This window comes from Pedobacter segetis, from assembly GCF_016623585.1.
GTDB classification, from domain to species: Bacteria; Bacteroidota; Bacteroidia; order Sphingobacteriales; family Sphingobacteriaceae; genus Pseudopedobacter; species Pseudopedobacter segetis.
Genome location: NZ_JAEHFY010000027.1, coordinates 1 through 12,955, shown reverse-complemented (window position 1 = coordinate 12,955; position 12,955 = coordinate 1). Strand labels below are relative to the sequence as shown.

Genomic DNA, 12,955 nt, shown 5'->3' with positions numbered 1-12,955 from the left:
AAATATGATAAATTATTCTAAAAAATGGCAGATAAAAAATACAGGATATTAGTTGTAAACGATGATGGCATTACCGCTCCGGGCATTAAAGCATTAATAGAAGCGGTAAAAGATTTGGGCGAAGTAACGGTTGTAGCGCCAGATAGCCCACAATCTGGCATGGGCCATGCCATTACCATCGGCAAGCCTTTGCGTTTAGATAAGATAAAACTTTACGAGGGGGTAGAGATGTATAAATGCAGCGGCACCCCGGTAGATTGCGTGAAACTTGCGGTTAACAAAATTTTTAAAGGGCAAAAGCCCGATCTGTGTGTTTCTGGCATCAACCACGGCTTAAACAACTCCATAAACGTTATCTATTCTGGCACCATGTCTGCAGCGGTAGAAGGTGCAATAGAAAGCATCCCATCGGTTGGTTTTTCTTACGATGATTACACTTGGGAAGCCGATTTTGAAGGTTGTAAAAAATACATCACAGAGATTTGTAAACAGCTATTGGCAAACGGTTTACAACAAGGCGTTTTGCTAAATGTTAACTTCCCTAAAAACGATCAGCCTTTAAAAGGCATCAAAATTTGCCGACAAGCAAATGCTAAATGGGCTGAGGATTTTGAAGAACGCCAAGATCCCTACAACCGCAATTATTACTGGCTAACAGGCGTTTTCCAAAATAACGATAAAGGCGAGGATTCTGATGTTTGGGCCTTAAAAAATCATTACGTATCTGTGGTTCCCGTTCAGTTTGATATGACGGCGCACCACGCAATCTCTTCATTAAATGCGTGGAATTTCAATATTTAAAAAAGACAGCGTTTGGCTGGGTCTGGGGGCGGGTTTGTTTTTCCCGGCCGTTGCATTCCTCATTGTAGAAATCATTAAAAAGAACATCGTAATCTTTAGAAAAGATGATCTATTATACATTGGTTGCGTGGCATTAAACATGATTTTGTTAAAATACGCCTATAAAAAAGACATGGAGCAAACCGCCAAAGGTGTTATTTCGGCAACATTTGTATGTGCGTTCATTTTCTTTTATTACAAGTTTAATAAGTAGCGATAACCCTTGGGTTATCCACAAGTTTAACAGTAGCGATAACCCTTGGGTTACCCACAAGTTTAACAGTAGCGATAACCCTTGGGTTATCCACAAGTTAACAGCAGCGATAACCCTTGGTTATCCACAAGTCAACAGTAGCGATAACCCTTGGGTTATCCACAAGTCAACAGCAGCGATAACCCTCGGGTTATCCGGATTGGGTTGCGGTAAGGTTAAAATATTATGTTATGATAAATAATTTGGGCGTTTTGATTCCAAAGAAAAATTGGAATCAACCAGGCTTTCCGCTAAATCTTTTTTCTGTCTTATCCCTCGACTCCCTCTTCGACTTCGCTCAGAGTGAAAAGGCTCTGGATGACAGAAAAAAGCTTGCCCGAATTACAGGCGGGGATACCGCTGCAATCCTTAACCGCAAGCAACCCTCAAAATTACTGTCATTACTAAAAGATTTCTTAATTTTAATCAGTAAAAATATTAGCTATAAAACTCTTATAATCAGTATAATATAAAAATGTCGCCACTAGCGACACTTTTGAAAAAAATAATTCTTTTAATACATCAATACTTAATTCTAAAATCTCACATCTATAAAACAAATGAAATACTACTTAATTGCAGGCGAAGCATCTGGGGATCTACACGGTTCCAACCTCATGAAAACTTTGAAAGAGGTTGATGCGGAAGCAGATTTTAGATACTACGGTGGCGATTTAATGCAGGCACAAGGTGGCACTTTGGTAAAACATTATGCAGATATGGCATTTATGGGCTTTTTAGAAGTCGCTATGAATTTAAGAACGATTTTAAAAAACATCAAAAAATGTAAAGAAGATATTTTGCAGAACCAACCTGATGTTTTAGTACTGATAGATTTTCCTGGTTTTAATTTAAAAATAGCAAAGTTTGCCAAAGAGCAAGGCCTAAAAGTTTATTATTACATCTCTCCAAAAGTTTGGGCTTGGAATCAAAAACGGGTTTTAAAAATCAAAAGAGATGTAGATAAAATGTTTTGCATCCTTCCTTTTGAAGTTGATTTTTATCATAAATGGGGAATGGAAGTAGATTATGTTGGCAATCCTTTATTAGATGCAAAGGCCGCATTCATACCTAACCAAAACTTTAGAGAAGAAAATAATTTATCGGGCAAACCTATCATTGCTTTATTGCCCGGGAGTAGGAAACAAGAACTAAACTATATATTGCCAGATATGCTGGGCATTATCAACTCTTTCCCAAACCATCAATTTGTGATCGCTGGTGCGCCATCTTTTAACAATGGTTTTTACCAACAATACCTAAATGGTTTAAAAGTCCCTATTGTTTTTAACGCTACTTATGATTTATTGAACATTGCTGAGGCAGCTTTGGTAACATCCGGAACGGCAACCTTAGAAACAGCCTTGTTTAAAGTACCTCAAGTAGTACTGTACAAGGGCAGTAAAATTTCTATCGGCATTGCCAGAATGTTGGTAAAAATTAGGTTTATTTCTTTGGTAAATTTGATCATGGATAGCAAAACCGTTACCGAATTGATCCAAGAAAATTGCAACCTTACTACGCTCTCTAAAGAATTGGATGATATTCTAAAACAACCAAAAAGAAATGAAATGTTGGCCAATTATGAAATCTTAGCTAATAAAATGGGAGAAGCGGGAGCATCAGAAAAAACCGCCCGCTTAATCTTTAGATATTTGAAAAGTTCTAAATTATTCAAAAGCTCGTAAAATCCTTAAAGCAATTTCGCTCAATTCTTTTTCTGTGGGGTGCAATTTAGGTTTGCTAAAATTCATATCGTCAACGTTATCCATAGGGATAAGGTGGATGTGGGCATGAGGAACTTCTAAACCAATAACTGCCACACCAACTTTAGTACACGGAATAGCTTTTTTTATAGCTTTGGCCACCACTTTAGCAAAAATCATTAAACCTGCGTAATCGGCATCAGCCATATCAAAAATATAATCTACTTCAACTTTAGGTATTACCAAAGCATGGCCTTGGGTTAAAGGGTTAATATCTAAAAAAGCGAGGTATTCTTCGGTTTCTGCTATTTTATGGGCAGGTATTTCTCCTGCTATTATTTTACTGAAAATACTCATTATGAAGATGTTAGTTTACTGGTTAAAATAGTTCATTAGTTAAAAAATTCAATAGGCCTAAATAATGGTAAAATTAGTTTGTTAGTTTAAATAGTTGTTAATAAAAATAAAAGCACCCATGAACCAATCACTAATGAACTTTTAAATTAGCATTTACCTACTGATCTCTAAAATCTCGAATTCCATTTTACCCGCAGGAACCATAATTTCAATAACCTCTCCTACAGATTTGCCTAACAAACCTTTTGCTATCGGCGATTTAACAGAAATCTTGCCAGTTTTAATATCTGCTTCGTTTTCTGCCACCAATTGGTAGGTCATGGTTGCGCCATTTTTAAGGTTCTTAATTTTAACAATAGATAGAGCCAAAATTTTGGATAAATCTAATTTAGATTCGTCAATTAAACGGGCAGTTGCTAGGGTATTGCCCAATTGTGCAATTTTGGTCTCATGCAAACCCTGGGCTTCTTTTGCTGCATCGTATTCTGCGTTTTCAGATAAATCTCCTTTGTCTCTTGCTTCTGCAATTGCGGCAGATATTTTTCTTCTACCTTCTGTCTTAAGGTAATGTAATTCTTCTTTAAGTTTTTCTAAACCTTCTTTGGTAAAATAAGCTACATCTGTCATCTTCTTCCTTAATTATATGGTTACCGATTAAAAAAGCCCGGGTTACGCCAAGCTCTAAAAAACAAACAAGACTATATCTGCTTTAGGCATACATAGTCTTGTCTCTGTTCTTACACGAAGATATAAATTTTGGTTTTATATTTCCAAATTTTTCAGTTTATCTGCCAATACTTCAGAAATCTTTCGGTAAGAATCAAATGTCCAACCGCCAACGTGTGATGTTAAGATGACTTTTTCTTCTTTAACAAGTTGTTGGTAAAAATCAGCATCGGCCAAGGCCGGAAATTTCTCCCTTTCTAAAACATCTAAACCAGCCCCCAAAATTCTGCCTTCTTTAATGGCGTTTAAAACTGATTGGGTATTTACGATTTCTCCCCTTGCTGCGTTGATAAAGAAAAACGGGCGGCGGAAATAGCTTAAATACTCATCATTAACCATTTGTTTGGTTTCCCTTGTTAAGGGGATGTGAAAACTCACAACATCGCTATATTTTACGATTTCTTCCATGCTTGCTTCTTTTGCAAACTCATCCGTAAAACGAGTTTTATATTTATCGTAGGCCAATACTTTAACATCAAAGCCCTTCAATTTTTTTGCAAATGCACTTCCATTATTTCCGTACCCAATAATTCCGATGGTTTTCCCCATCAGCTCATAACCTCGGTTTCCTTCGCGTTCCCAAATCCCGTTCCTTATTTCCGCATCGGCTTTTCTAAAATTGTTCATCAGCGAAAGCAACAATCCCACACAATGTTCGCCAACGGCATCCCTGTTGCCTTCTGGTGCATTTATCAATTTGATGTTCTTTTCATCGGCGTAAGCCACATCAATATTATCCATGCCAGCCCCTGCCCTAGCTACAAACTTTAAGTTTTTTGCTGCATCAATTACCTCTTTATCAACCCTAAATTTTGTTCTTATGGCTAAGCCTTGGTAATCTTTCAATATTTCCAAAACTTTTTCTTTTTTGATCAACGGCAGGTCATCCACCTCAAAACCCATCTCTTCTGCAGCAATTTTAAATGCGGGGTGCAGATCGTCAACTATTAATATTTTTTTCATTTTGCTTGATCCTTTATACTTCTCTTAAGGAGAAGGATTTACTTACGTTTTTTAAACACTTTGCGCTATCAAATTCGTCAAATCCAGAAAATTCTGCACACTTAACCGCTCCGCCCTCAATGTCCAAATTTTGTTATCATCTTGCTTCTCTTTTGGGATAATCCCTGATAATGCGTTGCTCAAGGTTTTTCTTCTTTGATTAAAGCCCGCTTTAACCACTTGCCAAAACAACTTTTCGTCACAGCTTAAATCCTTTACTTCGTTTCTGCTCAGCCTGATAACCGCAGAAAGTACTTTTGGCGGGGGGTTAAATACCCCTGCCTTTACCGTAAAAAGATATTCGCATTTGTAATAGGCCTGCAAAAAAACGCTCAAAATGCCATATTCTTTAGTGCCTGGCTTTGCGGTGCAACGCTCTGCAACTTCCTTTTGAAACATCCCTACCACTTCTGGCACATGGTTTCTATTGTCCAAAACCTTAAATAATATTTGCGAACTAATGTTATAAGGAAAGTTACCGATGATGGCAAAAGAGGCTTGGAATATATCCTCAAAATTAAGTTTCAAAAAATCCTCATTTAACAATCTATCGCCTAGATCGGGATATTTTTTTTGGAGGAACAAGAACGACTCGGTATCAATATCTATCAAATAGGTTTCAAACTCTTTTTTCTGAAGCAAAAAATCTGATAAAACACCCATTCCTGGGCCAACCTCCAAAACTTTATTGTATTTATCATGATGGATAAGACTGCCCACTATTTTTTCCGCAATGTTTTTATCCGTCAAAAAATGCTGTCCTAGATGCTTCTTTGCTTTAACTACGCTCATTTATTTGTAAAGATGAGCCACAAATTACGGAAAGTTTAATCTTTAAAATCAACATTCGTTGCAAAATCTTTATTTTGCAGAAAATTTAGAAAAAGCATTTTTGTATGAGCGAGTTGTTAAAAGTTGGAATTTCTATAGGTGATGTAAACGGTATAGGTTTAGAGGTCATTATGAAAACCCTCTCAGAATCTGAGGTTTACAAATATTGCACCCCTATTGTTTACGGGCATACCAAAGTTGCATCATTTCATAGAAAAGCGGCAGGCATACAAGAGTTTATATTCCAGGTGGTACAAAACCCAGATCAAGCACATCATGGCAAAGCAAACATGATCAATTGTTGGGAAGAAGACGTTAAGATTGAGCTTGGCACCGCTAACGAGATTGGTGGTAAATATGCTTTCTTATCATTAAAAAGGGCTACCGAAGATCTAGTGGCAGGCAAAATAGATGCTTTGGTAACCGCACCGATCAATAAGCACAACATCCAAAGCGATGATTTTAAGTTTTCGGGCCATACAGAATATATCCAAGCAATGGCCGGTTCGCCAGATTCTCTGATGTTCTTGGTGAGCAATACACTAAAGGTAGGCGTGGTTACGGGCCACATACCCGTAAAAGACATCGCATCTAGCATTACCCAAGAAGCTATCCTATCAAAATTAAGGTTAATGAACCATTCCCTTAAATATGATTTCTGGGTAGAAAAACCAAAGATCGCCGTTTTAGGTTTAAACCCACACGCAGGCGACGATGGTTTAATTGGGCAAGAAGAATTAGAGACCATACTGCCCGCCATTGAAAAAGCCAAAAGCGAGGGCATTTTTGCTTTTGGGGCCTACCCTGCCGATGGTTTTTTCGGCAACAGGGCTTTTGATCAATTTGATGCCATTTTGGCCATGTACCATGATCAAGGCCTAATCCCTTTCAAATCTATTTCCTTTCATCATGGCGTTAATTTTACGGCAGGTTTACCAGTTGTAAGAACTTCCCCAGATCATGGTACCGGTTATGACATCGCGGGTAAAAACATGGCATCCCCAAGTTCTTTTAGGGATGCGCTTTTTGAAGCTTGCCATATCATCAAAAGAAGAAGAGAGCAAACAGAATTGGTAGAAAACACGCTCCCTTTTTCGAGGTTTAGTAGGGATAGGGATTAAAAAAATTATGGAATTGTATAGATTTGGGCGTTTTAACACTCCGCCAGCCGGCGGATGTATCTTTTTTTTTGCAATTAGCTTAATGGATTATTGCAAAAAAAGCCTGCCCGAATTACAGGCGGGGATACCGCTCCTGTCGTTAACGCAACTGATCGGCTTAAAAGTCCTTTTTTCAAAAAAACTTTCCACCTCAATAATTTTTCCTAAATTTGCAGGCTCAATTGCCGAACTTTGAAATCGTTAAAACAATATTCGATTCCCCATACGGGATTAAAAATTGGCCACCATCAATTCAGTTATGAAGTAGGCGGTTCCTTTTTTGATGAATTTGAATATTCTTTGGTAAAAAACGGGGCTTTAAGTGTAGAGCTTTCATTAGAAAAACAAGAAACTCTGATGGTTTTGGATTTTCGCATTTGGGGCACTCTACAGGTTAATTGTGATAGATGTTTGTCTGATTTTCCTTATCAGATAGACACAGCAGACAGGTTGATTGCTAAGTTTTCAGAATCTGATGATTTGAGTGATGCCGAAGAAGTAGTGGTACTAGGTAAAAATGATGTAGAAATTGATGTTTCTTCATTTATATATGAAATAATTAACTTGGCAGCCCCTTACGTAAATCTTTGCGAAGATCCGGGGAATACAAGTGCTTGTGATCAAGAAACATTAGAAAAATTAAAAGAGCTTTCTGTATCGGAAGAAAATAGCGAAAGTAAAGACCCACGCTGGGATATATTAAAGAGCATTAAAAAAAATTAAAATAGGAAAAAATGGCACATCCAAAACGAAAAATCTCCAAATCAAGAAGAGATAAGAGAAGAACGCATTATAAAGCAGAAGCACCAACTCTTTGGGTTGATAAGGAAACCGGAGCAGTACATTTGCCGCACAGAGCCTACAATGTAGATGGGAACCTTTACTTTAAGGGCAAACTGTTAATAGAGAACACTTCTATAGCTTAAAAAAATTGAACTACCCTTGTGTAAGTATCTCAAATCACAAAAAGAAAACTTACCCAAGGGTATCTTACATTATACAAAAAACAAATCGCTCAATTTTTTGGTGGTTTGATTTTTGTTCAAAATGCTTTAGAAACTCTTTATGATTATCATTTTAAACAGTTTCTCATACTTATCTCAATTATCTGAATGAAAATTGGCTTAGATATAATGGGCGGAGATTACGCTCCCAAAGCAACGGTTTTAGGGGCTATCGAAGCACATAAAAATCTTTCAAAAAATCAGCATTTAGTGCTTTTGGGAGATAAAAACGTAGCAATCCCAATACTACAAGAGCAGAATTTCAACCCCGATCATTTCGAGTTTATACATACCACAGAGGTAATCGGCATGGGAGAACATCCCACAAAAGCCATCGTACAGAAACCAAATGCCAGTATTTCAGTAGGTTTCCAAATGCTAAAAGAAGGAGGTTTAGATGCTTTTGCTTCGGCGGGCAACACTGGGGCCATGTTGGTTGGCTCTATGTTTAGCGTAAAGGCTATACCTGGGGTTTTAAGACCTGCCATCTCCACCATCATCCCCAAGGTAAAAGGCGGCTTCGGTATCTTGTTAGATGCCGGTGCAAATGCAGACTGCAAGCCCGAACATTTGGTGCAGTTTGGGATTATGGGCAGCCTTTTCTCTAAATACGTTTATCAAATAAATACCCCAAAAGTTGGCTTGATGAACTTGGGCGAAGAAGCAGAAAAAGGTAATTTATTAACACAGGCAACACACCCCCTTTTAAAGGCAAACACCCAGTTAAATTTTATTGGTAATATAGAAGGGCGAGATTTATTTAATGATAAAGCAGACGTAATGGTTTGCGATGGCTTTACGGGTAATATTGTACTAAAACTAGCAGAGTCTTTTTATGTGCTAACCGTAAAAAAAGGTTTTAAAGACGAGTTCTTTGATCGCTTTAATTACGAACAATATGGAGGAAGCCCAATTTTAGGGGTTAATGCCGTAGTGATGATAGGGCATGGCATATCTAGCCCAGAGGCAATAAAAAACATGGTTCTACAATCTAAAAACATGGTAGAATCGAAAATAATTGAGCGTTTTAAAAACGCTTTCAATTCATAACACATCAAATAAATTATGAGTAAAATTCATGCTGCTATAACAGCTGTTAATGGTTACGTTCCTGATTATGTTTTAACAAATCAAGAATTAGAAACTATGGTTGAGACCAATGATGAGTGGATTACGAGTAGAACAGGGATTAAAGAAAGAAGGATTTTAAAAGGGGAAGGGAAAGGCGTTACAGATATGGCGGTGCCGGCCGTACAAGGTTTGTTAAAAAAGAGAGGCATTGCCGCCGAAGAAATTGATCTGATCATTTTTTGTACTTCTACGCCAGATATGCCATTCCCGGCCAGTGCAAATATTTTAGCGGATAAAATTGGCGCAAAAAATGCCTGGGGATTTGATTTGCAAGCAGCCTGCTCTGGTTTTATTTATGGGTTGGCAACCGGTTCCCAGTTCATAGAATCTGGTAAGCATAAAAAAGTTTTAGTGGTTGGTGGCGATAAGATGTCTTCCATCATCAATTATCAAGATAGGGTTACCTGTATAATTTTTGGGGACGGGTGCGGGGCCGCCCTATTAGAACCAAATACAGATGGCTATGGTATTATAGATTCTATCTTAAAAAGTGATGGTTCTGGGAAACCGTTTTTACACCAAAAAGCCGGTGGATCTACAAACCCCGCTTCTCATAAAACAGTTGATGCAAATGAACATGTGGTGTACCAAGAAGGGCAAGCGGTTTTCAAATTCGCCGTAACAAATATGGCAGATGTAGCGGCAGAGATTATGGAAAAAAACAATTTAACAGCAGAAGATATATCATGGTTGGTACCCCACCAAGCCAATAAAAGAATAATTGATGCAACCGCAAATAGAATGGGCGTTGGGTCAGAAAAGGTAATGATCAATATCGAGCGTTACGGGAACACCACAAACGGAACAATCCCGCTTTGTTTGTGGGAATGGGAAAGTAAACTTAAAAAAGGCGATAATTTAATTTTAGCGGCCTTTGGGGGCGGATTTACTTGGGGTTCTATTTATTTAAAATGGGCTTACTAGCTAATTTTGTATTTACAGATAATTACTATATTAGATTTCTAAATTAAACACAATTTAAACCACACCAATATGGGAATGGATATTAAACAAATTCAAGACTTGATTAAATTCGTATCAAAATCAGGCGTTAATGAAGTATCGATAGAAGAAAAAGATTTTAAGATCACTATAAAAACGGCACAAGAGCCAACCTATGTTACGGCATCTGTTCCTCAGCAAATACAACAACAGCCTATACAGAATTTACCTGCGGCAGGTGCTGTTGCCCCAACACCAAACGCCCCGGTTGCGCCCTCAACTGATTCGGACGACTCAAAGTATATTACCGTTAAATCACCCATGATCGGTACTTTCTACCGCTCATCATCACCAGATAAACCAAATTTTGTTAACGTTGGCGATGAGATAGCCACCGGGCAGGTACTTTGCATAATTGAAGCCATGAAACTTTTTAACGAAATAGAATCTGAGTTTTCTGGCAAGATCGTTAAGGTTTTGGTAGATAATTCTCAGCCTGTCGAGTATGATCAGCCGTTATTTTTGATCGATCCTTCATAAATTCAATTTGCCAATTAGAAAATTTAAACCTTTTAAAGATCAGGTTTGAATAATTGTCAAATTCATAAATCGTCAAATTGAATAAAATGTTCAAAAAAATATTAATAGCAAACAGGGGAGAAATAGCATTGCGTATTATCCGTACTTGTAAAGAGATGGGGATTAAAACAGTAGCCGTTTACTCTACTGCAGACAGAGAAAGTTTACATGTACGCTTTGCCGATGAGGCAGTTTGCATTGGCCCTCCGCCAAGTAAAGATTCTTATCTAAACATCCCCAATATAATTTCTGCTGCAGAATTAACAAATGCAGATGCCATACATCCTGGTTACGGGTTTTTATCAGAAAACGCAAAATTTTCTGCCATTTGTAACGAGTATGGGATAAAATTTATTGGTGCAACTGCCGAACAGATAAACAGCATGGGAGACAAGGCATCTGCAAAAGACACCATGAAACTCGCGGGCGTACCAACCATACCGGGATCAGAAGGTTTATTAACAGATGTAAAGCAAGGCATTGAAATAGCAAAGAAAATCGGTTATCCGGTAATCTTAAAAGCCACCGCAGGTGGCGGCGGCCGTGGGATGCGCCAGGTATGGAAAGATGAAGATTTTGAAGACGCATGGAATTCTGCCCGCCAAGAATCTGCTGCCGCTTTTGGAAACGATGGCATGTACCTTGAAAAATATATAGAAGATCCTAGACACATAGAAATACAAGTAATTGGCGATCAGTTTGGTAAAGTTTGCCATTTATCAGAAAGAGACTGTTCTATACAACGCCGTCACCAAAAATTGGTGGAAGAAGCCCCTTCGCCGTTTATGACCCCAGAATTAAGAGAAAAAATGGGAGCGGCCGCAATTAAAGGAGCAACGGCCGTAAAATACGAAGGTGCAGGAACCGTAGAGTTTTTAGTAGATAAGCACCGCAACTTCTACTTTATGGAAATGAATACCCGTATCCAAGTAGAACACCCTGTTACGGAAGAAGTGATCAACTTTGATCTGATCAAAGAACAAATAAAAGTTGCCGCAGGAGTACCCATATCGGGGAAATCTTATACTCCAGAAATGTGTGCCATAGAATGTAGGATAAATGCAGAAGACCCCTACAATAATTTTAGGCCATCGCCAGGGAAAATTACCCACTTTCATTCCCCCGGGGGGCATGGCGTTAGGGTAGATACCCACGTTTACGCCGGGTATATCATACCTCCCAACTACGACTCTATGATAGCGAAGCTTATTTGCGTTGCGCAAACCCGCGAAGAGGCTTTAAACACCATGGAAAGGGCACTAAGTGAATTTGTGATAGAAGGAATAAAAACAACCATTCCGTTCCATTTAAAATTATTGAAAGATCCTAATTTTAGGGCGGGCAACTTTACCACCAAATTTATGGAAACCTTTGATCTTGGAACAGAAAACTAAAGTTTAAAAAAAACGTATCTTAAATACCACTCTGAATAATCTTAGTGGTATTTTGCTTTAAATATAATGGCCAAAGAAAGAAAATCAGATTTAATCAGATCCATAAAGAATAAAGGAAAGAATGTGGAGGCAGAGATGTCTTTTTTTGATCATCTTTCTGCCCTGCGAATCCATTTGGTAAGATCTTCCATCGTTATCGTTTTAATGACCATCGTTTGTTTTGTTTATTACGATTTCCTTTTTGATACCATAATTATGGGCCCCCATAAACCTACGTTTTGGACCTATAGAATGATGTGCAGGATTGGCGAGTATTTTCACATGGGACCAGGCTTTTGTATAACAAATATCCCCGGTAAAATCATCAATACAGAAATGGCGGGCCAGTTTACCTTACAGATAAATTCTGCATTAATGACCGGGCTTGCTTTGGGTTTCCCATATTTGATCTGGGAAATCTGGCGATTTGTGAAGCCTGCATTAAAAGACTCTGAAAAAAAATCTGCTACAGGATTTGTTTTTTATGCCTCTCTCTTGTTTTTGATAGGTTTATTGTTCGGGTATTTTATAGTTGCCCCTTTGTCTGTAAATTTCTTGTCTAATTATAGCATAAGCCCTGATATTGAAAATACGATTACTATCGATTCTTATTTTTCATCAGTAGCTACCTTAACACTTTGTACAGGTGCCGTTTTTGAACTCCCTATCGTTATATTCATACTTTCTAAATTGGGCATCATGACACCTGCATTTATGAAAGATAAGAGAAGATACGCTGTAATCATTATTCTTGTAATTGCCGCGGTAGTTACCCCTACCCCAGATATCCCAACGATGTTAACCGTTAGTTTTCCATTATTTGTATTGTATGAAGTTAGTATTTTAGTTTCTTCTAAAGTTCAAAAGAATAAGCTTAAGGCAGAAAAAGAGTTTTTTAAGAATTAAACCGGGCTTTTTTCCTGTTTTGTGCAATGGGACACCCAAGCTAAATTTTCAATTTAAATCCAGTTCAAACAGGTCAACAATTGCT

17 protein-coding genes are annotated in these 12,955 nt (G+C 38.0%); 13 read left to right on the top strand and 4 right to left on the bottom strand.

The window, feature by feature from the left end; genetic code table 11:
* Positions 1–24: 24 nt before the first annotated feature.
* The 4 genes from surE to lpxB all read left to right on the top strand — a co-directional run bounded on the left by surE (position 25) and on the right by lpxB (position 2,781).
* Positions 25–801: a 5'/3'-nucleotidase SurE gene (gene surE / locus I5M32_RS15245; protein ID WP_200587875.1), complete on the top strand. Its 777-nt coding sequence runs from the start codon at positions 25–27 to the stop codon at positions 799–801.
* Positions 779–1,054, top strand: coding sequence for a stationary phase survival protein SurE (locus I5M32_RS15240; protein ID WP_234461983.1), 276 nt, complete (start codon positions 779–781; stop codon positions 1,052–1,054). The genes surE and I5M32_RS15240 overlap by 23 nt, the downstream gene beginning before the upstream one ends.
* Positions 1,055–1,284: 230 nt before the next feature.
* Complete coding sequence (locus I5M32_RS15235) at positions 1,285–1,566, top strand: hypothetical protein (RefSeq protein ID WP_200587874.1); 282 nt, start codon at positions 1,285–1,287, stop codon at positions 1,564–1,566.
* An 87-nt stretch (positions 1,567–1,653) separates the two neighbouring features.
* Complete coding sequence (gene lpxB, locus I5M32_RS15230; protein ID WP_200587872.1) at positions 1,654–2,781, top strand: lipid-A-disaccharide synthase; 1,128 nt, start codon at positions 1,654–1,656, stop codon at positions 2,779–2,781.
* Here the strand turns inward: lpxB and I5M32_RS15225 are convergent.
* From I5M32_RS15225 to rsmA, 4 genes are all read right to left on the bottom strand, one after another.
* The gene (locus tag I5M32_RS15225; protein WP_200587914.1) at positions 2,764–3,159 is read right to left on the bottom strand and encodes an HIT family protein; all 396 of its coding nucleotides are present in this window, start codon (positions 3,157–3,159) and stop codon (positions 2,764–2,766) included. The genes lpxB and I5M32_RS15225 overlap by 18 nt on opposite strands.
* A 150-nt stretch (positions 3,160–3,309) precedes the next feature.
* The gene (greA, locus tag I5M32_RS15220) at positions 3,310–3,783 is read right to left on the bottom strand and encodes a transcription elongation factor GreA (protein WP_200587870.1); all 474 of its coding nucleotides are present in this window, start codon (positions 3,781–3,783) and stop codon (positions 3,310–3,312) included.
* A gap of 135 nt (positions 3,784–3,918) precedes the next feature.
* The gene (locus I5M32_RS15215; protein WP_200587868.1) at positions 3,919–4,845 is read right to left on the bottom strand and encodes an NAD(P)-dependent oxidoreductase; all 927 of its coding nucleotides are present in this window, start codon (positions 4,843–4,845) and stop codon (positions 3,919–3,921) included.
* Positions 4,846–4,896: 51 nt separating this feature from the next.
* Positions 4,897–5,676, bottom strand: a complete 780-nt coding sequence (rsmA, locus tag I5M32_RS15210; RefSeq protein ID WP_200587866.1) for a 16S rRNA (adenine(1518)-N(6)/adenine(1519)-N(6))-dimethyltransferase RsmA — start codon at positions 5,674–5,676, stop codon at positions 4,897–4,899.
* Positions 5,677–5,780: 104 nt separating this feature from the next.
* Between rsmA and pdxA the strand changes: the two genes are divergently transcribed.
* The 9 genes from pdxA (at position 5,781) to tatC (ending at position 12,870) form a co-directional block, all read left to right on the top strand.
* Positions 5,781–6,836 carry a 4-hydroxythreonine-4-phosphate dehydrogenase PdxA gene (gene pdxA / locus I5M32_RS15205; protein WP_200587865.1) on the top strand — a complete coding sequence of 352 codons (1,056 nt, stop codon included), beginning with the start codon at positions 5,781–5,783 and terminating at the stop codon, positions 6,834–6,836.
* A 7-nt stretch (positions 6,837–6,843) separates the two neighbouring features.
* The gene (locus I5M32_RS15200) at positions 6,844–7,071 is read left to right on the top strand and encodes a hypothetical protein (RefSeq protein WP_200587864.1); all 228 of its coding nucleotides are present in this window, start codon (positions 6,844–6,846) and stop codon (positions 7,069–7,071) included.
* Positions 7,068–7,598 (top strand): YceD family protein, encoded by a 531-nt coding sequence (locus tag I5M32_RS15195; protein WP_200587863.1) that lies wholly within the window; start codon positions 7,068–7,070, stop codon positions 7,596–7,598. Before I5M32_RS15200 ends, I5M32_RS15195 begins: the two co-directional genes overlap by 4 nt.
* A gap of 11 nt (positions 7,599–7,609) precedes the next feature.
* Positions 7,610–7,801, top strand: a complete 192-nt coding sequence (gene rpmF / locus I5M32_RS15190; RefSeq protein WP_200587862.1) for a 50S ribosomal protein L32 — start codon at positions 7,610–7,612, stop codon at positions 7,799–7,801.
* Between the two features lie 186 nt (positions 7,802–7,987).
* Positions 7,988–8,929, top strand: a complete 942-nt coding sequence (gene plsX, locus I5M32_RS15185; RefSeq protein WP_200587861.1) for a phosphate acyltransferase PlsX — start codon at positions 7,988–7,990, stop codon at positions 8,927–8,929.
* 15 nt (positions 8,930–8,944) lie between these two features.
* Positions 8,945–9,934, top strand: coding sequence for a beta-ketoacyl-ACP synthase III (locus I5M32_RS15180; protein ID WP_200587860.1), 990 nt, complete (start codon positions 8,945–8,947; stop codon positions 9,932–9,934).
* 69 nt (positions 9,935–10,003) lie between these two features.
* Positions 10,004–10,492 (top strand): acetyl-CoA carboxylase biotin carboxyl carrier protein, encoded by a 489-nt coding sequence (gene accB / locus I5M32_RS15175; protein WP_200587858.1) that lies wholly within the window; start codon positions 10,004–10,006, stop codon positions 10,490–10,492.
* Between the two features lie 86 nt (positions 10,493–10,578).
* Positions 10,579–11,925, top strand: coding sequence for an acetyl-CoA carboxylase biotin carboxylase subunit (gene accC / locus I5M32_RS15170; RefSeq protein ID WP_200587856.1), 1,347 nt, complete (start codon positions 10,579–10,581; stop codon positions 11,923–11,925).
* Positions 11,926–11,991: 66 nt separating this feature from the next.
* Positions 11,992–12,870, top strand: coding sequence for a twin-arginine translocase subunit TatC (gene tatC, locus I5M32_RS15165; protein ID WP_200587854.1), 879 nt, complete (start codon positions 11,992–11,994; stop codon positions 12,868–12,870).
* The last annotated feature ends 85 nt before the right edge of the window (positions 12,871–12,955 follow it).

Excerpts from the sequence above, each read along its gene's own strand:
- I5M32_RS15240 (WP_234461983.1), top strand. The coding sequence starts at position 779 with ATGCGTGGAATTTCAATATTTAAAAAAGACAGCGTTTGGCTGGGTCTG.
- I5M32_RS15215 (WP_200587868.1), bottom strand. The coding sequence starts at position 4,845 with ATGAAAAAAATATTAATAGTTGACGATCTGCACCCCGCATTTAAAATT.
- surE (WP_200587875.1), top strand. The coding sequence starts at position 25 with ATGGCAGATAAAAAATACAGGATATTAGTTGTAAACGATGATGGCATT.
- I5M32_RS15200 (WP_200587864.1), top strand. The coding sequence starts at position 6,844 with ATGGAATTGTATAGATTTGGGCGTTTTAACACTCCGCCAGCCGGCGGA.
- lpxB (WP_200587872.1), top strand. The coding sequence starts at position 1,654 with ATGAAATACTACTTAATTGCAGGCGAAGCATCTGGGGATCTACACGGT.
- rpmF (WP_200587862.1), top strand. The coding sequence starts at position 7,610 with ATGGCACATCCAAAACGAAAAATCTCCAAATCAAGAAGAGATAAGAGA.
- accB (WP_200587858.1), top strand. The coding sequence starts at position 10,004 with ATGGGAATGGATATTAAACAAATTCAAGACTTGATTAAATTCGTATCA.
- I5M32_RS15235 (WP_200587874.1), top strand. The coding sequence starts at position 1,285 with ATGATAAATAATTTGGGCGTTTTGATTCCAAAGAAAAATTGGAATCAA.
- I5M32_RS15180 (WP_200587860.1), top strand. The coding sequence starts at position 8,945 with ATGAGTAAAATTCATGCTGCTATAACAGCTGTTAATGGTTACGTTCCT.
- tatC (WP_200587854.1), top strand. The coding sequence starts at position 11,992 with ATGGCCAAAGAAAGAAAATCAGATTTAATCAGATCCATAAAGAATAAA.
- plsX (WP_200587861.1), top strand. The coding sequence starts at position 7,988 with ATGAAAATTGGCTTAGATATAATGGGCGGAGATTACGCTCCCAAAGCA.
- pdxA (WP_200587865.1), top strand. The coding sequence starts at position 5,781 with ATGAGCGAGTTGTTAAAAGTTGGAATTTCTATAGGTGATGTAAACGGT.
- greA (WP_200587870.1), bottom strand. The coding sequence starts at position 3,783 with ATGACAGATGTAGCTTATTTTACCAAAGAAGGTTTAGAAAAACTTAAA.
- rsmA (WP_200587866.1), bottom strand. The coding sequence starts at position 5,676 with ATGAGCGTAGTTAAAGCAAAGAAGCATCTAGGACAGCATTTTTTGACG.
- accC (WP_200587856.1), top strand. The coding sequence starts at position 10,579 with ATGTTCAAAAAAATATTAATAGCAAACAGGGGAGAAATAGCATTGCGT.